Source organism: Cellulosimicrobium sp. JZ28, from assembly GCF_015327065.1.
In the GTDB taxonomy this organism is placed as follows: Bacteria; Actinomycetota; Actinomycetes; order Actinomycetales; family Cellulomonadaceae; genus Cellulosimicrobium; species Cellulosimicrobium funkei.
The window spans coordinates 2,547,684-2,570,673 of the sequence record NZ_CP017660.1; the positions used below are offsets into that span (position 1 = coordinate 2,547,684).

Below are 22,990 nucleotides of genomic sequence, written 5' to 3' on the forward strand. Positions count from 1 at the left end.
GCCGCTGCCCGCGCGCGCGGGCGCGACGAGTGTGACGAAGCACGAGGAGGAGTCATGACCGAGCGGAACCGTCGAGCGCTCGTGGTCCGGGGCGGGTGGCCCGGGCACGCACCCGAGGAGGCCGCCGAGCTGTTCATCCCGTTCCTCGAGGCGTCCGGCTACGACGTGACGCTCGAGGGATCGCTCGAGGCGTACGCCGACGAGGAGTTCATGACGAGCCTCGACCTCGTCGTGCAGTGCTGGACGATGGGCGAGATCCTCCCGGACGAGATGCGCGGCCTGCGCACGGCCATCGCGAACGGCACCGGGTTCGCGGGCTGGCACGGCGGCATCGTCGACTCGTTCCGGCTCGCCACCGACTACCTGCAGATGGTGGGCGGGCAGTTCGCCGCCCACGCGCACGACCTCGTGGACCACACGATCGAGATCGTGCCCGAGCGCGGGGACCACCCGATCGTCGCGGGGATCGACTCGATCGCGCTGCACTCGGAGCAGTACTGGGTGCTCGCCGACTCGTACAACGACGTCCTCGCGACCACGACGATCCTCCCGCGCGACGGCGACCCGTGGCACGAGCCCGTCGTCTCCCCCGCCGTGTGGACGCGACGCTGGGGCGCCGGACGCATCTTCGTGTGTGCGGCGGGGCACCAGCTCGCCGACCTCGAGGTGCCTCCGATCCGCACGATCGTCGAGCGCGGCATCCTCTGGGCGAGCCGCTGAGCGCGCGCGCATGACCGCCTTCCGCGGCCTGCTCGCCTACCCGATCACCCCCCTCACCGACGACGACGCCCCCGACCTCGACGCTCTCGGCCGCCTGGTCCGGGACGCCGCGGGGGCCGGGGTCGACGGCGTCGTGGTGCTCGCGTCGTCGGGCGCCGGGGTCACGTTCGACCCGGACGAGCGCGACGCCGTCGTGCGGGCGGCCGTGGTCGCGGGGTCGACGGGCGCCATGGCCGTGCCCGTCCACGTCGCCGTGAGCGGCGCGTCGACGCGCGAGGTCCTCGCACGGGCCCGTGCCGCGCGCGACGCGGGCGCAGACGGGCTCGTGCTCGCGCCGTTCTCCTACCTCCCGCTCGACGAGCCGGAGGTCGTGGCGCTGTTCGAGGCGGTCGCGGCGGACGTCGACCTGCCGGTGTGCTTCTACAACCGCAGCGTCCAGACCGCGTACGACCTCACGCCGGGCGCCCTCGCCCACCTCGCCCGCACGACGACCGTCGTCGCGGTCAAGGACGCGGCGTCGACGCCCGCGCGACCCGGGGGGCGGGTCGCCGAGCTGCGGGCCGCGACCGACAGCCTCGGCGTGAGCGTCGGGCTGAGCGGCGACGTCCCCCTCGTGCGCGGCGCCGAGCCGGCCGACGCCTGGCACACCGGGCTCGCCGCGCTCGTCCCCGCGGAGTACGTCGCGCTCCGCCGCGCCCGCACCGCGGGCACGATGCCGGACGCGCGGGTCGCCCGCTGGCTGCACGACCTGACCGCCGTGCTCGCCGACCTGCGCCCGGTGAGCGGGTTCCACGCCCTCGCCACCCTGCTCGGCGTGCCGACCGCTCCCCCGGGCGGGCCGTCGCTCCCCGTCCCGCCCGACGGCGTCGCGCGGGTGCGCGAGGTCGTCGCCCGGCGGCCCCGGGGCTGAGCCGTCAGACCGCCGCGAGCACCGCGGCGTGCAGGTCGAGCAGGCCGGTGGTGCGCTCGCTCGGGCCGCGGCCGAAGCCGCACTCCGTCGCGACGCCGACCGGGCGGTCGCCGAGCACCGACGCCGCCGCGGCGAGCCGGCGGCGTGCGCCCTCGACACCGTCCTCGTGGTGCAGGAGCCCGAGGTAGAGCTCGGTCGCCGGGTCCAGGCGCAGGTCCGCCAGCGGCGCGACGTACGCGACGTCGTCGCGCGCGATCGGGACGGGCAGGTGGACCCACTGGACCGGCCGGTCGAGGTGCTCCACGAGGGCGTTCGCGACGCGGACGAGGTTCGCGGTGTCCTCCGGCTCGACGAAGTGCTTCTCCGCGACGTCGCCGTAGCAGAGGTGGAACCCCAGCTCGGCCCCGGCGGGCACGTGCCGCGCGAACGCCGCGGCCCGGCGCGCGCATCCCACGACGACGTCCTCGTCTCCCCCGGCCTCGGCGTCGAACCAGGCGCGCGCGGCCCCGCCGCCGAGGTTCGCGCCCTCGACGAACGCGAACTCGGTCGCGAGGTCGACCTGGACCGCGAGGTCCTCCGCCGGGACCGCGGCGGTGATCGCCGCGAGCTCGCGGACGAGAGCGGCCTCGTACGCCGGGTGCACCGCCGCGCGGTCCTGGGGCGCGACGAACGCCGTCACCGGCGCGAGCGGCGAGGGCAGGCACACCTGGAAGCGGGCCCCGGCCGGGAGGGCGCCCTCCTCGCGCAGCGCGACGAAGTCGGCGTACGAGGCGAGGGCCGCGTCGGCGTAGCCGAGCGGGCCGAACCGCAGGTCCGCCGCGTCGACGGAGCCGTCGAGGACGTGCGGGCGCACGTCGAACCCCGCGACGACGACCGGGTCCACCGGGACGCGCGCGAGGCCGTCGACGGCGGAGAACCGCTCGCCCTGGAAGAGGATCCAGTGGAACCGCTCGCCGACCTCCCCGTCGGGGACGCGGCGCACGTGGTCGCCGAGGTGCTCCCCCACCGCGCGGAAGGTCTCGCGCGCGGTCGGCAGGTTCACGGAGCCCACGAGGTGGGCGCCGCGCAGGGTCGGGAGGGTGCGGGTCGGGGCGGTGGTGGCGTCGAGCACCGGAGCATCGTAGGCGCCCGGCCCGACGCGCGGCTCAGCCGTCCGCGCCGGGCTCTCCCCCGCCTTCCGTGGCCGGGGCGTCGCCCGCGTCGTCCGACGCCGGGCCCGCACCGAGGCGGTCGGCCACCGCGTCGGGCCCTCCGGCGAGGAGCGCGACGAAGCCCTCCTCGTCGAGGATCGGCAGCCCGAGGTCGCGCGCCTTCGTCTCCTTGGAGCCGGCGCTCGCCCCGACGACGACGTAGTCCGTCTTCTTCGAGACCGACCCGGACGCCTTGCCGCCCGCTGCGATGACGGCCTCCTTGGCGCCGTCGCGGCTGAACCCCTCGAGCGACCCCGTCACGACGACCGTGAGCCCGGCGAGCGGACCGGTCGGCTCCTGGCGCGCGCCGGGGCCGGGGTGGTCGGGGATCTCGAAGCGCACCCCGGCCGCCCGCCAGCGGTCGACGATCTCGACGTGCCAGCCGACGGTGAACCACTCCACGACCTGGTCGGCGATGACGGGCCCGACGCCCTCGACCGCGGCGAGCTCGTCGCGCGTCGCCGCCCGGATCGCGTCGAGCGAGCCGAACCAGTCCGCGAGGGCACGCGCCGCGACCGGGCCCACGTGCCGGATGTTCAGGCTGACGAGGATGCGCCAGAGGTCCTTCGTCTTCGCGAGCTCGAGCTCCTCCACGAGCTTCGTCGCGTTGGTCGACGCTTCGAAGAGCGGCTCCCCCGCCTCGATCGCCTCGCGCTCCGCGGCCTTCGACAGCTTGCGCTTCTTCCGGAACGGCCACACGGACTTCACGGTGGCGGTCGAGCCGTCGGGCATCGTGATCTCGGCCGGCTCGCCCGTGCCGTCGTACTCGCGCGGCAGCCCGGTCTCGGAGTCGCGCACGACGACCCGGATCGGGACGAGCTGCTCGACGCTCAGCTCGAACAGCCCGGCCTCCGTGCGCAGCGGCGGCTCGGCGGGCTCGAGCGGCTGCGTGAGCGCGGCCGCCGTCACCTCGCCGAGCACCTCGACGTCGAGGCCCCCGCGCGAACCGATGTGCTCGACGCGGCCGCGCACCTGGGCGGGGCACGACTCGGCGTTGGGGCAGCGCAGGTCGACGTCGCCCTCCTTCATGGGGCGCAGCGGCGTGCCGCACTCCGGGCAGTCCGCGGGCATGACGAAGTCCTCGCGCGGGTAGCCGTCGTCCGCGAGCGCCGCGACCGGGCCCAGGATCTCGGGGATGACGTCGCCCGCCTTGCGCAGCACGACCATGTCGCCGATGCGCACGCCCTTCGCCCGGACGACGTCCTGGTTGTGCAGGGTCGCCTGGCGCACCGTGCTGCCCGCGACCTTGACCGGCTCCATGACGGCGTACGGGGTCGCGCGGCCCGTGCGGCCGACCCCGACCTGGATCGCGAGGAGGCGAGTGTTGACCTCCTCGGGCGGGTACTTGTAGGCGATGGCCCACCGGGGCGCGCGGCTCGTGGCGCCGAGCCGCCGCTGGAGCGCGAGCTCGTCGACCTTGACGACGATCCCGTCGAGCTCGTGCTCGATGTCGTGCCGGTGCTCACCGAAGTAGGCGATGCGCTCCATGACCTCGTCGAGCCCGTGCACGACCCGGTTGTGCGGCGACACCGGCACGCCCCACTGCTCGAACAGGGCGTAGGCGTCGGACTGCCGCGCGAGCTCGGCGTGCTCGCCGGCCTCCCACTGGAGCGCGCCGACGCCGTGCGCGTACATGCGCAGGTTGCGGCTCGCGGTGACGGCCGGGTCCTTCTGGCGCAGCGACCCGGCCGCGGTGTTGCGCGGGTTCGCGTACGGCGCCTGGCCCGCGGCGACGAGCTTCTCGTTGAGCGCGGCGAAGTCCGCGACGCCCATGAACACCTCGCCGCGGACCTCGATGACGTCGGGGTGCGTCGCGGGGTCGCCGGCGAGGCGCTGCGGGATGCTCGGGATCGTCCGCACGTTGGCGGACACGTCCTCGCCCGTGCGCCCGTCGCCGCGCGTGGCGGCCCGCACCAGACGGCCCTTCTCGTAGAGCAGCGCGATGGCGAGGCCGTCGATCTTGACCTCGCACAGGTAGTCCACCTCGGCGTCCGCGGCCACGCCCAGGTCGCGGTGCACGCGCGCCGCCCACGCGGCGAGGTCCTCGGCGCTGAAGGCGTTGTCGAGCGAGAGCATGGGCTCGAGGTGCTGGACGGTCGCGAAGCCGGCCGCGGCCCGGCCGCCCACGCGCTGCGTGGGCGACTCGGGCGTCTGGAGGGCGGGGTGCGCGGCCTCGAGCGCCTGCAGCTCGTGCATCCGCGCGTCGTACTCAGCGTCGGACGAGACCGGCTGGTCCTCCTCGTAGTAGGCCCGCTGGTCGGCCTCGACCTGGGCGACGAGCTCGGCCCAGCGCCGCTGCGCCGCGGCCTCGTCCAGCTCGGCGGCGGACGACGCCGCGGGGACGTCCTCGTCCGTCGGGGTCGGGGGGGTCGGCGCTGACGTCGCGGGGGTGCTCTCGCTCACCCGCACATCATCGCGCGGACCGCCCACATCCGCCGTCCCCGGACCGCAGCCCGGCGGGCCCTCACCCCCAGCCGTGCGAGGCGTCCTCGTGCATCGGCGGGCACGTCCCGCCCGGCTCCGTCGCGGCCTCGAAGTGCCACATCTCGTTCGCGTACGTGCGGCACAGGCCGAACCGGGGGCCGTGCTCGCCGAGCCACAGCGCGCCGTCCGTCGGCCCGACGTCGATCGCGAGGCCCGCGACGTGCTCGGAGGTCTCGGGCGGGAGCACCCACCGGTGGGCCTCCTCGGGCGACCCGTAGCGCTCGAGCGCCGCCTCGACGAGCTGCTCCTGCTCCGCCGCGGTGCGCCACCCCGAGGTGAGCGTCAGCTCGACCCCCTCGGCGTCGGCGGCGGCCCGCGCCTCGTCGAAGCGCCGCTCGAGCTCGGGGTCCAGCCCGGTCGCGGTCTGGGGGCGCAGGGTGGGCGACGGGTCGGCGACGGCGTCGCCGTCGTGCGTCGTCACGGTGAGGTACGTGAGCGCGCCCGCCGCGCCGAGCGCGCCGACGGCGAGGACGCCGAGCACGGTGCGGGCGACGCGCCGCGGGCCGCGAGAGCCCGGGACGTGGCGGGCGGGCGGGGTGGGGCGCAGGGGGGTCGTGGTCATGGGACGAGGCTCGCCCGCGGCGACCTCGCGCCACATCGACCCGACGGCGACTCCTCGGCCCCGCCGTGCGGTGCAGCCGGTCGGGGAGCGTCCGCCCCCGGCCCGACGTCGTTCCGCCCTGGGGCGGAGGCGGCACGGGCCGGGTTCCCTCCCGGGGCGGTGCCGCGCACGACCCGCCCCGGCTACCGTGGACGCGTGCCCCAGCCGACCCGCCTGCCCGTGTGGGCGCAGGACCTCGCGACCGCGCTCGTCGCGGGCGCCGTGTGGTTCACCGTGGTCATGGTCATGGAGCGCGGCGACTACTGGTACCCGCGCTTCCCCGACTCGTACCGGGTCGCCGGGCTGGGGATCGTGCTCGCGCTCGCGCTGCGGCGCGTCGCGCCCGGCCCGCTGTTCTGGGGCACCGTCACGCTGTACCCGCTCGCGATCCCCTGGATCATGCAGACCCCGTTCGAGCTCGTGCCGCTCATGATCGCGTCCTTCGCGGCGACGCGGTCCGGGGCGGTGCCGCCGGTCCTGGCGACGGTCGGCGCCGGCCTCGCGGCGTTCGCGATGCAGCTCGCGGGGCGCCCGGGCCTCGTCCTGCCGCCCCGGCCCTTCTTCGTCGAGGAGCTCTGGGTCGCGAACTCCCCCTCCGACGTCGTCCTCGCGCTCGCCCTCGTGCTGGTCGCGGTAGCCGCCGGGTACTTCTTCCGCCGCCTCGCCCTCACGTCCGAGAGCCTGCGCGAGCGCAACGCGGAGCTCCAGGCGCTCCAGGCCGAGCTCGCGGAGCGCGCCGTGCTCGCCGAGCGCACGCGGATCGCGCGCGAGCTGCACGACGTCGTCGCGCACCACATGTCGGCGATCGTCGTGCGCGCCCAGGCGGCGGACCGCGTCGCGGCGAACCGCCCGGACGCGCCGGCCGAGGCCGTGCGGTGGATCGCCGACGAGGGCAAGCAGGCGCTCACCGCGATGCGGTCCGTCGTGCAGGTGCTGCGCCGCGGCACCGAGGCCGACGGCGGCACCGCGGCCCTCGCCCCGACGCCCGACGGCGACCGGGCCGCGGACGAGCTGCGCGCGGCCGCCCGCCGCCTGCGCGACGCCGGGCGCGCCGTCGACCTCACGCTCCCCGACCCGTGGCCCGCGACGAGCGCCGAGTCCGGCCTCGCCGTCGTCCGCATCGCCCAGGAGGCCCTGACCAACGTGCTGCTGCACTCCCTCGCCCACGACGTGACCGTGACGCTGACCGACCGTGCGGGCGACCTGCGCCTGCGCGTCCACGACGCCGGACCGCCGCTGCCGAGCACCGACGGGCGGCAGGGCCACGGCCTGACCTCCATGCGCGAGCGGGCGCTCGCGGCCGGGGGCGCGCTGTCCGCCGGGCCGGACGGGCGCGGCGGCTGGACGGTCGAGGCGCGAGTCCCCCGGGCGGCGGCGTGAGCGCCCCCGGCACGGGCACGACGCCGGTCCGCGTCGTCGTCGTGGACGACCAGGCGACCATCCGGCTGGGCCTGCGCATGATCCTCGACAACGAGCCGGACGTCGCGGTCGTCGGCGAGGCCGGGGACGGGGAGACGGCGGTCGCCATGGCGCGCGCCCTGCGCCCCGACGTCCTGCTCATGGACGTGCGCATGCCCCGGCTGGACGGCATCGAGGCGACCGCGCGCATCGTGGCCGACCCCGAGCTCGCGGCGGTGCGGACGCTCGTCCTCACGACGTTCGACGACGACGAGTACGTCTACGGCGCGCTGCGCGCGGGCGCCGCCGGGTTCCTCCTCAAGGACGCGGACCCGCAGTCGCTCGTCGACGCCGTGCACCGCGTCCACGCCGGCGACTCCCTGCTCGACCCGGCGGTCACGGGCCGCATCATCTCGACCTACGTCGAGCTCGCCCGGCAGGCGCCGCTCGCGGCCTCCGACGCCGTCGAGACCGGGTCCGCGGTCACCGGGCTCGACGCGGCGACCCCGCGCGAGCGCGAGGTGCTCCTCGCGGTCGCGCGCGGCCTGTCGAACCGCGAGATCGGGGCGGAGCTGCACCTCACCGAGGCGACCGTGAAGAGCCACGTGCGGTCGCTGCTCACCAAGGTCGGGCTGACGAACCGGGTGCAGCTCGTGATCCTCGCGTACGAGGCCGGGTTCGTGCGGCCGGGCGGCACGGCCTGAGCCCGGCTCACGCCTCCGGGGGCAGGCCCTCGACCGCGTGCCCGAACGCCTCGACGATGCGCCACATGTCGCCGAGCAGCACCTCGACGCGCTGCTCGAACCCGTCGCCCACGTAGACCCACGTGTCGTGCGACCCGTCCCTGCGGTGGAGCGACACCACGAGCTCCGACGCCGACCGCTCGTCCCGGTGCACGCCGTCCGGCGACGCGTGCGCCGCGAGGGTCGTGGCGGGCACCGTGAGCTCCGGGCCGAGGTGCTTGCGGTCGTGCGGGTGGTCGCCCTCCTCGTGGACGGCCACGCACCACGGCGGGCAGTCGTCCACCTGCCAGGACGGCCTCCCGAGCGGCGAAGCCCACACTGCTGATCCCCCTGTCGTGCTGTCGAGCACGTCGGTCATGCCGATCACCTCCCCGGCGACGGGACCATGATGCCGGGGGCGTCCGACACGCCGGACCGCGCCGTTACGAAGGCGGTGGACGGAGGAGCGAGACGGGGTCGACGTCGAGCCGCTCGGCGAGCTTCTCGACCGAGCGGAGGGTCAGGTTGCGCTCCCCGCGCTCGACCCCGCCCATGTAGGTCCGGTGGACGCCGAGGAACTCGGCGAAGTCCTCCTGGCTCATCCCGCGGCCGACCCGGAGGGTCCGCAGGTTCTCACCCAGCGCGCGCTGCAGATCTCCTTGCACGCGTGCAACCGTCACCCAGCGCTACTCCTCGGTCTACAGACTTATCAGTATCACCCCGTTCCCGAACGACCCCTCCCCCCGCTCCGCGAGGGGCGCCCGCGCGACGCGTGCTACTCATAGATAGCACACTGCGGGCCCTCCCGTCACACGACGGAGCCCGACGGCGGAAGGGGACTCGCGCCGTCGGGCTCCGGGTTTCGTGGGGCCGGGAAGGGTCAGCCGGCCGCCACGCTCCCGGCAGGCGGGGTCGCCGCCTGCCCGTCCTCGGTGCTCGCGCCCTCGTGGGCCGCGAGACGCTCTGCCCGCACGACCTCGCGGCTGCTGCCGCGGTAGGCCGCGACGAGGATGTCGCGCATGTCCTCCAGGACCGGCATCCGCGGGTTCGCCGGGGCGCACTGGTCCTCGAACGACCGGAGCGCGAGGTCGTCCAGGCGGCTCATGAACGCGCGCTCGTCGACCCCCTGCGCGGCGAACGTCGCCTCGATGCCCACCTTGGCGCGCAGCTCCTCGACCGCCTTCGCGTACGACTCGACGCCCTCCTCCGGGGTGGAGGCCGGCAGCCCGAGGTGCTTCGCGATCTCCTGGAACCGCTCCGGGGCCACGTAGCGCTCGTACTTGGGCCAGCTCGTGAGCTTCGTGGGCACCTGGCCGTTGTAGCGGATCACGTGCGGCAGGAGCACCGCGTTGGTGCGCCCGTGCACGAGGTGGAAGGTCGAGCCCACGGTGTGCGCCATGGCGTGCACGATGCCGAGCATCGCCGAGCCGAACGCCATGCCCGCGATGGTCGCCGCGTTGTGCATCTTCTCGCGGGCCTTCGGGGCCGCCGCGCCCTGCGTGACCGAGTCCTCGATGTGCTCGAAGACCATCTTGATCGCCTGCAGGCACAGCCCGTCGGTGAAGTCGTTCGCGTAGACGGAGACGAACGCCTCGGTCGCGTGCGTGAGGGCGTCGAAGCCCGAGTCGGCCGCAAGCTTCGCCGGCATGGTGTCCGTGAGCACGGGGTCGACGATGGCGACGGTCGGCGTGAGCGCGTAGTCCGCGAGCGGGTACTTGAAGCCCGTCTCCGGGTCGGTGATGACCGCGAACGGCGTCACCTCCGCGCCGGTCCCCGACGACGTCGGGATGCACACGAGCTTCGCCCTCCCCCCGAGCTCCGGGAACTTGTAGGCGCGCTTGCGCACGTCGAAGAACTTCTCCCGCATGTCGGAGAACTCGATCTCCGGGTGCTCGTACCGCAGCCACATGACCTTGGCGGCGTCCATCGGCGACCCGCCGCCGATCGCGATGATCGTGTCGGGCTCGAAGTCGCGCATCGACTCGGCGCCGCGGTTCACGGTGCCGACGCTCGGCTCCGGCTCGACCGCGTCGATGATCTGGATCGCGACCTTCTCCTCGCGGCGGGCGAGGACGTCGAGCACGCGGTCGACGACGCCGATGCGGCTCATGACCTTGTCGGTGACGATCGTGACGCGGTGCACGTCGCGCATCTGCGCGAGGTACTGGATCGAGTTCGGCTCGAAGTACGTCTTGGCGGGCACCTTGAACCACTGCATGTTGTTGTTGCGCCGCCCGATCCGCTTGACGTTGATGAGGTTGACCGCCGACACGTTGTTCGACACCGAGTTCGCGCCGTAGCTGCCGCAGCCGAGCGTGAGCGACGGGAGCAGCGCGTTGTAGATGTCGCCGATGCCGCCGAGCGACGTCGGGCTGTTCCACAGCACGCGCACGGCCTTCACGCGCGACCCGTACCGCTCGACGAGCGCCTCGTCGGACGTGTGGATCGCGGCCGAGTGGCCCAGGCCGTCGAGCTCGACCATGCGCTCCGCGAGGCGGACGCCGTGCTCGGTGTCGCGCGCCCGCAGGACGGCCAGGACGGGCGTGAGCTTCTCGCGGCTCAGCGGCTCGTCCGGGCCGACGTCGTCGATCTCGGCGAGGATGATCGACGTGTCGTCGGGGACCTCGAACCCGGCCTCGCGCGCGATCCACACCGGCGACTTGCCCACGACCTTCGGGTTGAGCTTCGCCCCGGCGCAGTTCGTGCCGTTCGCCTCGACCCCGAAGATCAGGCGCTCGAGCATCGCCTTCTCGGCGGGCGTCACGCGGTAGGCGTGCAGGCGGGCGAGCTCGCGCATCGCGTCGTCGTAGATGACGTCGTCGAGGATGAGCGCCTGCTCCGAGGCGCACACCATGCCGTTGTCGAACGCCTTCGACATGACCACGTCGTTGATCGCACGGCCGAGGTCGGCGCTCTTCTCGACGTAGGCGGGGACGTTCCCCGCGCCGACGCCGAGCGCCGGCTTGCCGGCCGAGTAGGCCGCGCGGACCATGCCGTTGCCGCCCGTGGCGAGGATGAGCGCGACGCCCGGGTGGTGCATGAGCGTGTTGGTCGCCTCGATCGACGGGTGCTCGACCCACTGGATGCAGTCGTCGGGCGCGCCGGCCGCGACCGCGGCGTCGCGCACGATGCGGGCCGCCTCGACCGACGAGCGCTGCGCGCTCGGGTGGAACGCGAACACCACGGGGTTGCGCGTCTTGAGCGCGATGAGCGACTTGAAGATCGTGGTCGACGTCGGGTTCGTCACCGGCGTCACGGCGCACACGACGCCGACGGGCTCGGCGATCTCGACGACGCCCGTGAGCTCGTCGCGGCCGATGATGCCGACCGTCTTGAGGTTCGCCATCGAGTTGGGCACGTGCTCGCACGCGAAGATGTTCTTCGTCGCCTTGTCCTCGAAGACGCCGCGCCCGGTCTCGGCGACGGCCATCTGCGCGAGGTGGCCGTGCTGGTGCAGGCCGGCGACGGACGCCTTGAGGACGATCCGGTCGACGTCCTCCTGCGTGAGGCTCATGTACTGGTCGAGCGCCTTGCGGGCCCGCTCGACGAGGACGTCGATCTCGTGCGTCGTGCGGGTGTCCTCGGTGCGGTTCTCGACCTTCGTGCTGGCGCTCTTCGCGCTCATGCGTCCCCTCCGGTGCCCGACCTCGCCGGGCGTCGGCCGCGGGTGTGCCGGGGCCGGGATGCCCCGGCTCCTTCGGCGGTCTCTCTACTTGTGAAGGTTTTCACAAGCCGTGCGTCCCCACAAGGGTCCGGCCCCGATGCGGGCCGAAGGTCCCCGCCTCCTCGTGACCTCCGCACCACGGCCCGCGCGCCGTAGGGTGGGTGACCATGACCGCCGAGCAGACGACGAGCCCCTCGCCCGCGACCGAGAGCCGCGCCGCGACCGACCGACCGGACGGCACCCCCCACGACCCGTACCTCTGGCTCGAGGACGTCGAGGGCGACGAGGCGCTGGCCTGGGTCCGCGCCCGCAACGCCGAGGTCGCCGACACGCTCGAGACCGCCGGCGAGTTCGCCGCCACCGAGCGCGCGATCCGCGAGGTGCTCGACTCCGACGCGAAGATCCCCGAGGTGTCGAAGATCGGCGACCGGTACTACAACTTCTGGCGCGACGCGCAGCACGAGCGCGGCGTCTGGCGGCGCACGACGCTCGAGTCCTACCGCACCGACGACCCGGAGTGGGAGACCGTCCTCGACCTCGACGCGCTCGCCGCGGCCGAGGGCGAGTCGTGGGTCTGGCACGGCGCGAGCGTCCTGCGCCCGACGCCGGAGCAGCTCGCCGCGGGCGAGCCCTGGCGGCACGCGCTCGTCGAGCTCTCCCCCGGCGGCTCCGACGCCGACGTCACGCGCGAGTTCGACCTCGTGGAGAAGCGGTTCGTCGCGCCGGAGGACGGCGGCTTCCACCGCGCCGAGGCCAAGGGCTCGCTCGGCTGGATCGACGCCGACACCGTCTACGTCTTCACCGACTTCGGCGAGGGCACGCTCACGCCGTCCGGGTACCCGCGCGTGGTCAAGCGCTGGACGCGCGGCACCCTGCTCGACGCCGCGGTGACCGTCTACGAGGGCACCGACGAGGACATGTACATCTCCGCCTGGCGCTCGCACACGCCCGGGTTCGAGCGCGACTTCGTGCACCGCTCCAAGGCGTTCTACTCCGACGAGCTCTACCTCGCCGAGCGCGCCGGCACGCCCGAGCAGCGCCTGACGAAGATCGACGTCCCCGACTCCGCCGAGGTCGGCGTGCGGCGCGAGTGGCTGCTCGTCGAGCTGCGCGACGACTGGACCGTCGGCGGCACGACGTACCGCGCCGGGTCGCTCCTCGCGGCCCGGTTCGACGACTTCCTCGCGGGCGACCGCGGCTTCACCGTGCTCTTCGAGCCGACGGCGACGACCTCCCTCGCCGGCGCCACGTGGACGCGCCACCACCTCGTCGTCAACGTGCTCGACGACGTGAAGAACCGGCTGCACGTGCTGACGCCGCCGGACGCCGGTGGCGCCGTCGGGCAGGAGGCCGCGGACGCGCCGTGGGTGCGCTCGGAGATCCCGGGCCTGCCCGCGCTGGGCACGGTCGCCGTCGGGGCCGTCGACCCCGTCGACACCGACGACCTCTGGCTCGTCACGACCGACTACCTCACGCCGACGACCCTCTCGCTGCTGTCGCTCGGCGAGCACCCGGGCGACGCGTGCGCGCCCGAGGTCGTCAAGTCCAACCCCGCCTTCTTCGACGCCGACGGCATGACGGTCGCGCAGCACTTCGCCACGTCCGACGACGGCACGCGCGTGCCGTACTTCGTCGTGGGCCGCGCGGACCTCGTCGCGGGGGCGGGCGACGGCGGCAGCGGAACCGGTACCGCGCCCACGCTCCTGTACGGGTACGGCGGCTTCGAGATCTCGCTCACGCCCGCGTACTCCGGCGCGCTCGGCCGCGCGTGGCTGTCGCAGGGCGGCGTCTACGTCGTCGCGAACATCCGTGGCGGCGGCGAGTACGGGCCCGCCTGGCACCAGGCCGCGCTCAAGGCGAACCGGCACCGCGCCTACGAGGACTTCGCCGCCGTCGCGCGCGGCCTCGTGGCCCGCGGGATCACCACGCCCGAGCACCTCGGGATGGAGGGCCGCTCCAACGGCGGCCTGCTCGCCGGCAACATGCTGACGCAGTACCCCGAGCTCTTCGGCGCCGTGATCGTCGGCGTGCCCCTGCTCGACATGCGTCGCTACACGAAGCTCCTCGCGGGGGCGTCGTGGGCCGCGGAGTACGGCGACCCGGACGACCCCGAGCAGTGGGAGTTCATCCGCACGTTCTCGCCGTACCACCTGTTCGACGCCGAGCGCGAGTACCCGCCCGTGCTGTTCACGACGTCGACCAAGGACGACCGCGTCCACCCGGGCCACGCGCGCAAGCTCGCCGCGAAGATGCTCGGCGAGGGCAAGGACGTCACGTACTACGAGAACATCGAGGGCGGCCACGGCGGCGCCGCGAACAACGCCCAGGCCGCGCACATGGCCGCGGTGCACTACCGCTTCCTCGCCGAGCGCCTCGGCTGACCGGGCGCTCCCCCCGGGCCGAGCAGGTGGTCCTGGTGCGTCCGCGAGACCGGACGCGCCAGGACCACCTGGTCGGCGAGGTGCGGGCGGGCCTCAGGAGTGCGGCACCGTCGCGGTGATGAGGGTGCCGTCCTCGCGGCGGTTGCCGGAGAGGGCGCGCAGGCTCGGGCGGCCCGGCCTGACCGGGCCCTGGCCGTCGAGCGCGACGCGCGCGACCTCGCCCGGGACGACCTTCACCTGCTCGCCCCGCACGACGACCTGCGCGCCGTCGCCGGTCTCGGCGTCGAGCTCGATCGCGTCGGGCAGCACGGTGACGCGCAGCCGCGAGCCGCGCCACTGCACGCGGAACGTGAGCGACTCCCACTCCTGGGGCAGGCGCGGGTCGAACGTGAGGTCGCCCTCGGAGTCGCGCATGCCGCCGAACCCGTACGCGAGCGCGGACCACGTGCCGCCCGCGGACGCGACGTGCACGCCGTCGGACGCGTTGGCGTGCAGGTTCGCGAGGTCGACGAAGATCGACGACACGAAGTACTCGAGCGCGAGCTCGTGGTAGCCCACCTCGGCCGCGACGATGGACTGCACGACGCCCGAGAGCGTCGAGTCGCCCGTGGTCAACGGGTCGTAGTACTCGAAGTCGGCGAGCTTCTCCTCGGCGCTGAAGTGCTGCCCCTGGAGGAACAGCGCGAGCACGACGTCGGCCTGCTTGAGCACCTGGTAGCGGTAGATGACGAGCGGGTGGTAGTGCAGCAGGAGGGGCCGCTTGTCCTCGGGCGTGTGCGCGAGGTCCCAGATCTCGCGCTCGAGGAAGTGCGAGTCCTGCGGGTGGATGCCGATGCTCTCGGCGTACGGGATCGACATGTGGTCGGCCGCGCGGACCCACTCCGCGGCCTCGTACGCGCCGAGCGAGAGCCGGTCCACGAGACGCGCGTAGTCCTCGGGGTGGTCGGCCTTCATGCGCTCGACGACGTATGCCGCGGCGCGAAGGTTGAAGCGCGCCATGACGTTCGTGAAGAGGTTGTCGTTGACGACGGTCGTGTACTCGTCCGGCCCGGTGACGCCGTGGATGTGGAAGTTGTCGTCGCCGTTGGCGCGCCAGAAGCCGAGGTCCTCCCACATGCGCGCGGTCTCGACGAGGATGTCGGCGGCCTCGCGGCGCAGGAAGTCCTCGTCGCCCGTCGCGCGCACGTACTGCACGAGCGCGTAGCTCACGTCGGCGTCGATGTGGTACTGCGCCGTCCCGGCCGCGTAGTAGGCGGACGCCTCCTCGCCGTTGATCGTGCGCCAGGGGAAGAGCGCGCCCTTCTGCGACAGCTCCGCGGCGCGGCGCCGGGCGGCGTCGAGCATCTGGTAGCGGAAGCGCAGCGCGTTGCGCGCGTACCGCGGGCTCGTGTACGTGAGGAACGGCAGGACGTAGATCTCGGTGTCCCAGAAGTAGTGCCCGCTGTACCCGGAGCCGGTGAGGCCCTTCGCGGGGACGCCGTTGCCCTCGGCGCGCGCCGTGGCCTGCGCGAGCTGGAACAGGTTCCAGCGCACGGCCTGCTGGACGCCCGGCTGGCCGGGGATCTCGACGTCGGAGCGGGCCCAGAAGTCGTCGAGCCACTCGCGCTGGAGCGCGAGCTGGGCCTCGACGCCGGTCTCGCGCGCCCGGTCGAGCGTGCGCCGGCAGCGGTCGACGAGCTCGCGCGACGGCACGCCGCGCGACGTGTGGTACGCGACGAGCTTGGTGAGCCGGATGGGCCGCCCGGGCTCGGCGTGCACGCGGAACACGTGCTTCGCGAGGTCGTCCTCGGCGAGCGTGCGCACGTCCCACTCGTTCTCGGTCTCGAGCAGGTCGTCGGCCGCGACGGCGAGCGTCATGCCGGAGTTGGTGCAGCGGTAGGACAGCACGAGGCGCTCGTCGTCGCCGAACTGCGTCTGCGGCTGCAGCACCCGGCCGGTGAACTGGTTCGTCTTGCGCGGGTCGAAACCCTCCCCCAGCGACGCGGACCGGACGTGGTACTCGTCCTGGCCGTCCTGGCGGTTGAGGATCTGGGACGAGATCGCGACGGGCGCGGCCGCGTCGAGCAGCGTGACCTCGAACGTCATGACGGCGAGGTGGCGCTCGACGAACGACACCATGCGCTGCGAGCGGATCTGCACACGCTTGCCCGACGGCGTGCGCCACAGCAGCTCGCGGCGCAGGACGCCGTCCTGGAGGTCGAGCGAGCGCTCGTAGTCGATGAGGTCCGCGACGGGCAGCAGGAGGGGCTCGTCGTCCACGTAGAGGCGGATGACCTTGGCGTCCGGGACGTTGACGATCGTCTGCCCGACGCGCGCGAAGCCGTACGCCTCCTCCGCGTGCCGGATGGGCCACGTCTCGTGGAAGCCGTTGACGAACGTGCCGTGCGAGTGGGACTCGCGGCCCTCCTCGACGTTGCCGCGCATGCCGAGGTAGCCGTTCGCGACGGCGAACAGCGTCTCGGTGACCCCCAGGTCCTCCGCGGAGAACTGCGACTCGACGAGCCGCCACGGGTCGGCCGGGAAGCGCAGGCGGTCGACGGTGCCGCGCTCGTCGGCGGTCCGGCGGATCACGCGCCCGCCTCCTCGTCGGCGGGGGCGGTCACGGCGGGACGGACGGCGTCGGCGGTCGCCTCGCGAGGACGGTCGAGGACCGTCGCGTCGAGCTCGCCGAGGTCGGCCACGACGACGTCGGCCCCGTGCGCGAGCAGCGCGTCCGCGCCCACCCCGCGGTCGACGCCGAGCACGAGCCCGAACCCGCCGGCCGCACCGGCCTGCACGCCCGAGAGCGCGTCCTCCACGACGACGGCCTCCGCGGCGGGGACGTCGAGCAGCTGCGCCGCGTACAGGTACGTGTCCGGTGCGGGCTTGCCGGCGACGTGCTCGCGCGCCGCGACGTTCCCGTCCACGACGACCGCGAACCGGTGCGTGAGCCCGGCCGCCGCGAGGACGGCGGGCGTGTTGCGCGACGACGACACGACGGCGACCGCCGCGCCCGCCGCGGTCACGGCGTCGAGGAACCGGACCGAGCCCGGGTACGGCGCGATGCCCTCCTCGGCGAACATGCGGTTGACGATCTCGTCCTTGCGGTTGCCGAGCGCGCACACGGTGGACTCCCCCGGCGCGTCCGTGACCTCGCCGCGCGGCAGCGTGACGCCCCGCGACGCGAGGAACGTCGCGACGCCGTCGTACCGCGGCTTCCCGTCGATCGACGCGAAGTAGTCCGCGGCGGTGTACGGGGCGAGGCCGTGCGCGGCGCAGTAGGGCGCGAACAGCCGTTCCCAGGCGCGCATGTGGAGCTCGGCGGTCGGCGTGAGGACGCCGTCGAGGTCGAACAGCACGGCTCGCAGGACGGGCATGGAGATCCTTCGCGGTGGGGGGACGAGGGTCTGCGCCCGGCCGTTCCCGCGCCGTCCGGAGGCCGCGGGACGGCCGTCCGCACGTCGCCGTCGTGACCGTCGCGCGAGGTCAAGCGTACGCACCCGGAGCCGTGCGCGGAAAGCGCTCCGGGCGTGTCCGGGCGACGCTCAGGCGTGGGCGCGCTCGGCCAGGACGTCGGCGACGCGGCCGAGGTTCGCGAGCAGCGCGCGGTGCTCGTCGGGCGTGCCGGCGACCCCGCCACCGAGGTCACCCCCGACGCCGGACCGCGGCGCGCCGAGGAGCGTCACGTCGTCGAGCGCGGGCAGCCCGAGCCCGATGCGGCGCCACGGCACGCTGACGAGGTCGGCGAGCTCGCCCAGCGCCGGCCCCGCGCACTGCGAGACCTTCGCGGGCGGCAGCGCGGCCCAGAGGCGCACGCCGCGCTCGACCGCGCGCGCGACCGTCTCCCAGGACCGCTCGTCCCACGCGCCGAGCGTCAGACCGACCGCGTCGGCGCCCGCGAGGACGACCGGCGCGACGCCCACCCAGGCGGGGCCCACGTGGACGACCGTCGACGCGGACGCGGCGCGCGCGGCGTCGAGCACCGGGCGCAGCCCGTCCACGAGGTCCGGGCCGGGGACGGCGCGCAGGCGCGAGTAGCCCGAGAACGTGGGCAGCACGCCCGCGCCCACCTGCGCGAGCAGCGGCTCGTCCACCTGCACGACGACGTCCGCCCCCGGGACCTGACGGCGCACCTGCGCGACATGCTCGGCCACGCCCGCGGCGAGCGCCTCGACGACCTCGCGCACCGCGCCACGGTCGGACAGCACGCGGTCGCCGCGCGCGAGGTACACCTCGGCGGCGAGCGTCCACGGCCCGATGACCGTGACGGCGAGCGGCCCCGCGTACCCGGCGCCCGCGATGGTGAGCGCCTCCACGTCCTCGCGCAGGTACGCCTCCGCGCGGCGCAGGTCCGCGCCGCCGTGGTCCGCGAGCTTCCAGCCGTGGGGGCCGAGCTCGACGGGCAGCCCGGGCAGCAGCGCCGCCGTCCGCCCCGTCGCGTCGGCGCCGGGCCCGCGGCCCGGGAGCTGGACGAGGAACGGCACCCCCCGCACGCCCGTCGGCACGGCGGCGAGGTCGCCGAGCACCGTGAGCTGTGCTTCCAGGACGTCCGCGCCCTCGCCCCCGGGCCACGGCCCGAGGCCGCTCACCGCCGTCACGCCACGCCCTCGCGTGCACACGTGCCACGCACCTCGTCACGAACCACGAGCCGTCCACCTCTCTCCAGGAGCACACCGGAACACCGAGCCGTGCCGTGACCCCGCCGGGGTCCGGGGGCCGCACGGCCGTCCCGCGGAAGGACCCCGCCATGGGCACGCACGAGAACAAGGCCGCCGCCGTCGCCGTGCACACGCACGCGATCCCGGGCAACCACGCCGACGCCGTCGCGGCGCTGCTCGCGCCGGGCTTCCGCAACCACGACGCGGCACCGGGCGGCGACGGCGGCGACGAGGGCCTCGTCGCGACCATGCACTGGTACGCGGACGCGTTCGAGGACCAGCACGTCGAGGTGCTGCACGCGGTCGCGGAGGGCGACCTCGTGGCGCTGCACGTCGAGCTCAGCGCACGGCACACCGGCTACTTCCGCGGCGTCGCGCCGACGGGCCGCCGCTTCCGCGTGCGCGAGATGCACGTGCTGCGCTTCACCGAGGGGCGCGCGGCCGAGCACTGGTGCGTGCGCGACGAGTCGGCGCTCGTGCGGGCGCTCGCTCACCCGACGGCCGTCGGCGTCGGCTGAGCCCCCGGCTCGCGCGGGGCGCCGGAGCCTCGGCCGGCCCGGTACGCCCGGTCGACCGTGCCCTGCCCGAGCACGCGCGGGCCGGCGTAGACGACGAGCGACTGACCGGCCGCGACGCCCCGGAGCGGCGTGCCCGTGAGCTCGACCTCGATCGACCCGCCCGGGACGGCGCGCACGCGCGCGGGGACGGGCGCACCGTGCGCACGCACCTGCACCTCGACGTCGGCCGCCTCGCCCGCGGGCGGGCATGCGTCGTCGAACCACACGGCGGCACCCGCCTCGATCCGGTCGACGCTCAGCAGCTCGGCCGGGCCGACGACCACCCGGTTGCTCGCGGGCTGGACGTCGAGCACGTAGCGCGGGCGGCCGTCGGGCGCGGGGCGGTCGATCCCGAGCCCCTTGCGCTGCCCGACCGTGTACGCGTAGGCGCCGTCGTGCTCGCCGAGCACCGTGCCCTCCGCGTCGACGATCTCCCCCGGCCGTGCGCCGAGGCGCGCGCGCAGGAAGCCCTGGGTGTCGCCGTCGGCGACGAAGCAGATGTCGTAGGAGTCGGGCTTCGCGGAGACCGACAGACCCCGCCGCGCCGCCTCGGCGCGCACCTCGTCCTTGGACGCGAAGCCGCCGAGCGGGAAGATCGCCCGCGCGAGCCGCTCGGGACCCATGACCGCGAGGACGTACGACTGGTCCTTCGCCGTGTTCGGGGAGCGGTGCAGCTCGCGCACCGTGCGCACCCCGTCCGGCGCTGACACGTCGGGGACCTCCCGCGTCTCGACGCGCGCGTAGTGGCCCGTCGCGACGGCGTCGAACCCGAGCGCGGTCGCCTTGTCGAGCAGCGCCTCGAACTTGATGTGCTCGTTGCAGCGCACGCACGGGTTGGGGGTGCGCCCGGCCTCGTACTCCGCGAGGAAGTCGGCGACCACCGTGTCCTCGAACCGCTCGGAGAGGTCCCACACGTAGTACGGGATGCCGAGCACGTCGGCCGCGCGCCGCGCGTCCCCCGCGTCCTCGATCGAGCAGCACCCGCGCGAGCCGGTGCGGAACTGGTCGCGATCGCGCGAGAGCGCCATGTGCACGCCGACCACCTCGTGCCCGGCCTCGACCGCGAGCGCCGCGGCGACGGCCGAGTCGACGCCGCCCGACATGGCGGCCAGGACCCTCACGCGGCACCTCCCGTGGGGCTCGTGACGCGCGTGCGCGCCGGGCTCGACGCGAGGCCCGCGGCCCGGGCGCGCTCGACGGCTCGGGGCAGGGCGTCGAGGAGGCGCGCGACGTCGTCGCGCGTCGACGTCACGCCGAGCGAGAAGCGGAGCGCACCCCGCGCGTCCGCCTCGGGGACGCCCATGGCGAGCAGGACGTGCGACGGCTGCGGCACGCCGGCCTGGCACGCCGAGCCGGTCGAGGCCTGCACGCCCGCGGAGTCGAGCAGGTAGAGCAGGGAGTCGCCCTCGGCCCCGGGGAAGGTGAAGTGCGCGTTGCCGGGAAGGCGGTCGACGTCGTCGTGCGCGCCGGGCTCGGGTCCGCTGAGCACGGCGTCCGGGACGCGCTCGCGCACGCCCGCGACGAGCTCGTCGCGCAGCGCGGCGAGGTGCGCGGCCCGCTCGGCCCGGTGCGCGACCGCCTCGGTGACCGCGACGCCGAACGCGCGGATCGCGGGGGCGTCGAGCGTCCCCGAGCGCACGCCGCGCTCCTGGCCGCCGCCGTGCAGCACGGGCGTGAGCGGGGCGTCGCGCCGGGCGACGAGCGCGCCGACGCCGACCGGGCCGCCGAGCTTGTGCCCGGAGACGGTCATCGCGTCGAGACCGCTCGCGGCGAAGTCGACCGGCACCTGCCCGACGGCCTGCACGGCGTCGGAGTGCACCGGGATGCCGTGCGGGCGCGCGAGCTGCACGACCTCCGGCACGGGCTGCAACGTCCCCACCTCGTTGTTGGCCCACATGACGGAGATCAGGGCGATCTCGTCCGCGTGCTCCGCGATCTCGGCGCGCAGGGCGGCGAGGTCCACGCGCCCCTCGGCGTCCACGGGCAGCAGGACGATCTCGGCGCCCGCGTGCTCCGCCATCCAGAACGCGGGGTCGAGCACCGCGTGGTGCTCGACGGCGGACACGACGATGCGCCGCCGGCCCGGGTCGGTCGTGCGGCGGCCCCAGAACAGGCCCTTGACCGCGAGGTTGTCGGCCTCCGTGCCGCCCGCCGTGAAGACGACCTCGCTCGGTCGCGCGCCGAGCGCGGCGGCGACCGACTCGCGCGCCTCCTCGACCGTGCGCCGCGCGGCGCGCCCCGCGGCGTGCAGCGACGACGGGTTGCCCGTGCGGGTCAGCTCGTCGACGAACGCGTCGCGCGCCGCCGGGGACAGCGGCGTCGTGGCGGCGTGGTCGAGGTACGCCGTCACGGGGACGGGGGTCGGCCCACCGTGCGCGCCGGGGCGGGCGCCGGTCACGGGGCCGGGAGCAGGGGTCACGGTCACCCAGTCTACGAACCGCGGGGCGACACTCGCGGTCCGAGGGGTGGGCGGCGCTGGACATCCCGGCGGAAACCGCTAGGTTGTGGGCATCTACGCCCGGCCGTCGCCGGGTGCTCGCCCTGGTCGCAGGACCGCCGTCGCGCGCCACACGTCGCCGCGGGACGGGAACGTGCCGCGGGCGGGACCGTCCAGCCACCGACAGGGGAAGTGGCCTCTCGATGCCCGACGACGTCGCGCCGCCCGCCGTCGAGGCCGCCGGGGACGTCCCGGTCGCCTCGGGCGGCCGACGCCTGCGCTGGGCCGACCTGCCGCTCGCGCTGCGCGACGAGCTGGAGGCGGTCGCCGGGGGCAGGGTCGTGCACGAGCGGTCGGTCCCGGCGGGGTTCAGCCCGGGGCTCGCGTCCGTCCTCACGCTCGACGACGGCAGCCGCCTCTTCGTCAAGGCCGCTCGGACCGCCGACGAGCCCGTGGCCGCCGACCTGCACCGCGCCGAGGCGAAGGTCGCGACGCGACTGCCCCGCGCGGTCCCGGCGCCGCGCTTCGCGTGGGGCCACGGCGACGGCGACTGGGTCGCCCTCGCGTACGAGGCGGTCGACGGGCGCTCGCCCGGCACGCCGTGGGACCCGGACGAGCTCGACCGCGTGCTCGCGGCGCTCGTCCACGTCGCGTCCGTGCCCGGCGCCCGGGCGATGCGCCTGCCGCCGACCGGCCCCGACTTCGCCGACATGGCGACCGGCTGGCGGGCCCTGCGCGCGCACCCCGACCCCGGCCTCGCCACGCTCGCGCCCTGGGCCGCGACGCACCTCGACGCGCTCGCCGAGGCCGAGCGCGGGGCGCTCGTCGCGTGCGAGGGCGAGTCGTTCGTGCACGGCGACCTGCGCGCCGACAACGTGCTGCTGACCCCGGAGAAGGTGTACCTCGTCGACTGGCCGTACGCGTCGCGCGGCGCCGCGTGGCTCGACCTCGCGATGCTCCTGCCGAGCGTCGTCATGCAGGGCGTCCGGGACGTGTGCGAGCCCGTCACCGTGAGCGCCGACCCGGCGCGACGCGCACGCGGGGGCGCCTGGGCGGCTGCGACGTTCGCCGCGCACCCGCTCGGCCAGGACGTGCACCCCACGGACCTGCGCGCCGTCGTCGCGGGGATCGCCGGGTACTTTCTGCACTCCGCGCGGCAGCCCGCGATCCCGACCATCCCTCGCCTGCGACCGTTCCAGCGTGCCCAGGGCGTCGCGGCCGTCGCGTGGCTGGAGCAGCTCGGGCTCTGAGCGCGTGACGGCCCCGGCGCCGTCGTGGCGCCGGGGCCG

At 74.9% G+C, this 22,990-nt stretch carries 18 protein-coding genes; 7 read left to right on the plus strand and 11 right to left on the minus strand.

Annotated elements, in window-relative coordinates; all coding sequences use genetic code 11:
• Positions 1-54 precede the first annotated feature (54 nt).
• Both BJP59_RS11595 and BJP59_RS11600 read left to right on the plus strand, forming a co-directional pair.
• Positions 55-720, plus strand: coding sequence for a ThuA domain-containing protein (locus BJP59_RS11595; protein ID WP_021483712.1), 666 nt, complete (start codon positions 55-57; stop codon positions 718-720).
• 10 nt (positions 721-730) lie between these two features.
• Positions 731-1,630 (plus strand): dihydrodipicolinate synthase family protein, encoded by a 900-nt coding sequence (locus tag BJP59_RS11600; RefSeq protein ID WP_194520989.1) that lies wholly within the window; start codon positions 731-733, stop codon positions 1,628-1,630.
• Between the two features lie 4 nt (positions 1,631-1,634).
• Here the strand turns inward: BJP59_RS11600 and BJP59_RS11605 are convergent, their stop codons facing one another.
• From BJP59_RS11605 to BJP59_RS11615, 3 genes are all read right to left on the minus strand, one after another.
• Positions 1,635-2,741: a hypothetical protein gene (locus BJP59_RS11605; RefSeq protein ID WP_194520990.1), complete on the minus strand. Its 1,107-nt coding sequence runs from the start codon at positions 2,739-2,741 to the stop codon at positions 1,635-1,637.
• A 34-nt stretch (positions 2,742-2,775) separates the two neighbouring features.
• The gene (ligA, locus tag BJP59_RS11610; protein WP_442861506.1) at positions 2,776-5,223 is read right to left on the minus strand and encodes an NAD-dependent DNA ligase LigA; all 2,448 of its coding nucleotides are present in this window, start codon (positions 5,221-5,223) and stop codon (positions 2,776-2,778) included.
• A 61-nt stretch (positions 5,224-5,284) separates the two neighbouring features.
• Positions 5,285-5,866, minus strand: a complete 582-nt coding sequence (locus BJP59_RS11615; protein ID WP_194520991.1) for a M15 family metallopeptidase — start codon at positions 5,864-5,866, stop codon at positions 5,285-5,287.
• Positions 5,867-6,061: 195 nt separating this feature from the next.
• Here BJP59_RS11615 and BJP59_RS11620 point away from each other — a divergent pair, with 195 nt between their 5' ends.
• Positions 6,062-7,285 carry a sensor histidine kinase gene (locus tag BJP59_RS11620; protein ID WP_194520992.1) on the plus strand — a complete coding sequence of 408 codons (1,224 nt, stop codon included), beginning with the start codon at positions 6,062-6,064 and terminating at the stop codon, positions 7,283-7,285.
• Positions 7,282-8,007: a response regulator gene (locus tag BJP59_RS11625; protein WP_228485019.1), complete on the plus strand. Its 726-nt coding sequence runs from the start codon at positions 7,282-7,284 to the stop codon at positions 8,005-8,007. Before BJP59_RS11620 ends, BJP59_RS11625 begins: the two co-directional genes overlap by 4 nt.
• 7 nt (positions 8,008-8,014) lie before the next feature.
• On the opposite strand, the gene BJP59_RS11630 is transcribed toward BJP59_RS11625, so the two are convergent.
• The 3 genes from BJP59_RS11630 to adhE all read right to left on the minus strand — a co-directional run bounded on the left by BJP59_RS11630 (position 8,015) and on the right by adhE (position 11,650).
• A complete protein-coding gene (locus BJP59_RS11630) occupies positions 8,015-8,404 on the minus strand; it encodes a DUF6907 domain-containing protein (protein ID WP_021480880.1) in 390 nt (129 codons plus the stop codon).
• A 64-nt stretch (positions 8,405-8,468) separates the two neighbouring features.
• Positions 8,469-8,690, minus strand: coding sequence for a helix-turn-helix domain-containing protein (locus BJP59_RS11635; RefSeq protein ID WP_031315411.1), 222 nt, complete (start codon positions 8,688-8,690; stop codon positions 8,469-8,471).
• A 215-nt stretch (positions 8,691-8,905) separates the two neighbouring features.
• On the minus strand, positions 8,906-11,650 hold the full coding sequence (gene adhE, locus BJP59_RS11640; RefSeq protein WP_021480878.1) for a bifunctional acetaldehyde-CoA/alcohol dehydrogenase: 2,745 nt from the start codon (positions 11,648-11,650) through the stop codon (positions 8,906-8,908).
• Positions 11,651-11,856: 206 nt separating this feature from the next.
• Between adhE and BJP59_RS11645 the strand changes: the two genes are divergently transcribed.
• Entirely contained in the window at positions 11,857-14,070 is a 2,214-nt protein-coding gene (locus tag BJP59_RS11645) for a prolyl oligopeptidase family serine peptidase (RefSeq protein ID WP_194520993.1), read from the plus strand.
• Between the two features lie 93 nt (positions 14,071-14,163).
• On the opposite strand, the gene BJP59_RS11650 is transcribed toward BJP59_RS11645, so the two are convergent.
• The 3 genes from BJP59_RS11650 to BJP59_RS11660 all read right to left on the minus strand — a co-directional run bounded on the left by BJP59_RS11650 (position 14,164) and on the right by BJP59_RS11660 (position 18,647).
• Positions 14,164-16,641, minus strand: a complete 2,478-nt coding sequence (locus tag BJP59_RS11650) for a glycoside hydrolase family 65 protein (RefSeq protein WP_043656207.1) — start codon at positions 16,639-16,641, stop codon at positions 14,164-14,166.
• Positions 16,638-17,426 carry an HAD family hydrolase gene (locus BJP59_RS11655; RefSeq protein WP_194520994.1) on the minus strand — a complete coding sequence of 263 codons (789 nt, stop codon included), beginning with the start codon at positions 17,424-17,426 and terminating at the stop codon, positions 16,638-16,640. The genes BJP59_RS11650 and BJP59_RS11655 overlap by 4 nt, the downstream gene beginning before the upstream one ends.
• 168 nt (positions 17,427-17,594) lie before the next feature.
• A complete protein-coding gene (locus tag BJP59_RS11660) occupies positions 17,595-18,647 on the minus strand; it encodes a hypothetical protein (RefSeq protein WP_194520995.1) in 1,053 nt (350 codons plus the stop codon).
• Between the two features lie 149 nt (positions 18,648-18,796).
• Here BJP59_RS11660 and BJP59_RS11665 point away from each other — a divergent pair, with 149 nt between their 5' ends.
• On the plus strand, positions 18,797-19,225 hold the full coding sequence (locus BJP59_RS11665; protein ID WP_194520996.1) for an ester cyclase: 429 nt from the start codon (positions 18,797-18,799) through the stop codon (positions 19,223-19,225).
• Here BJP59_RS11665 and mnmA read toward each other — a convergent pair.
• Together mnmA and BJP59_RS11675 are read right to left on the minus strand one after the other, a co-directional pair.
• Positions 19,198-20,385 (minus strand): tRNA 2-thiouridine(34) synthase MnmA, encoded by a 1,188-nt coding sequence (gene mnmA, locus BJP59_RS11670; protein ID WP_194520997.1) that lies wholly within the window; start codon positions 20,383-20,385, stop codon positions 19,198-19,200. The two genes, BJP59_RS11665 and mnmA, sit on opposite strands and share 28 nt — an antisense overlap.
• Positions 20,382-21,614, minus strand: coding sequence for a cysteine desulfurase family protein (locus BJP59_RS11675; protein WP_194523035.1), 1,233 nt, complete (start codon positions 21,612-21,614; stop codon positions 20,382-20,384). The genes mnmA and BJP59_RS11675 overlap by 4 nt, the downstream gene beginning before the upstream one ends.
• A gap of 290 nt (positions 21,615-21,904) precedes the next feature.
• On the opposite strand from BJP59_RS11675, the gene BJP59_RS11680 reads away from it, so the two are divergent.
• A complete protein-coding gene (locus BJP59_RS11680) occupies positions 21,905-22,951 on the plus strand; it encodes an aminoglycoside phosphotransferase family protein (protein WP_194520998.1) in 1,047 nt (348 codons plus the stop codon).
• Positions 22,952-22,990 lie beyond the last annotated feature (39 nt).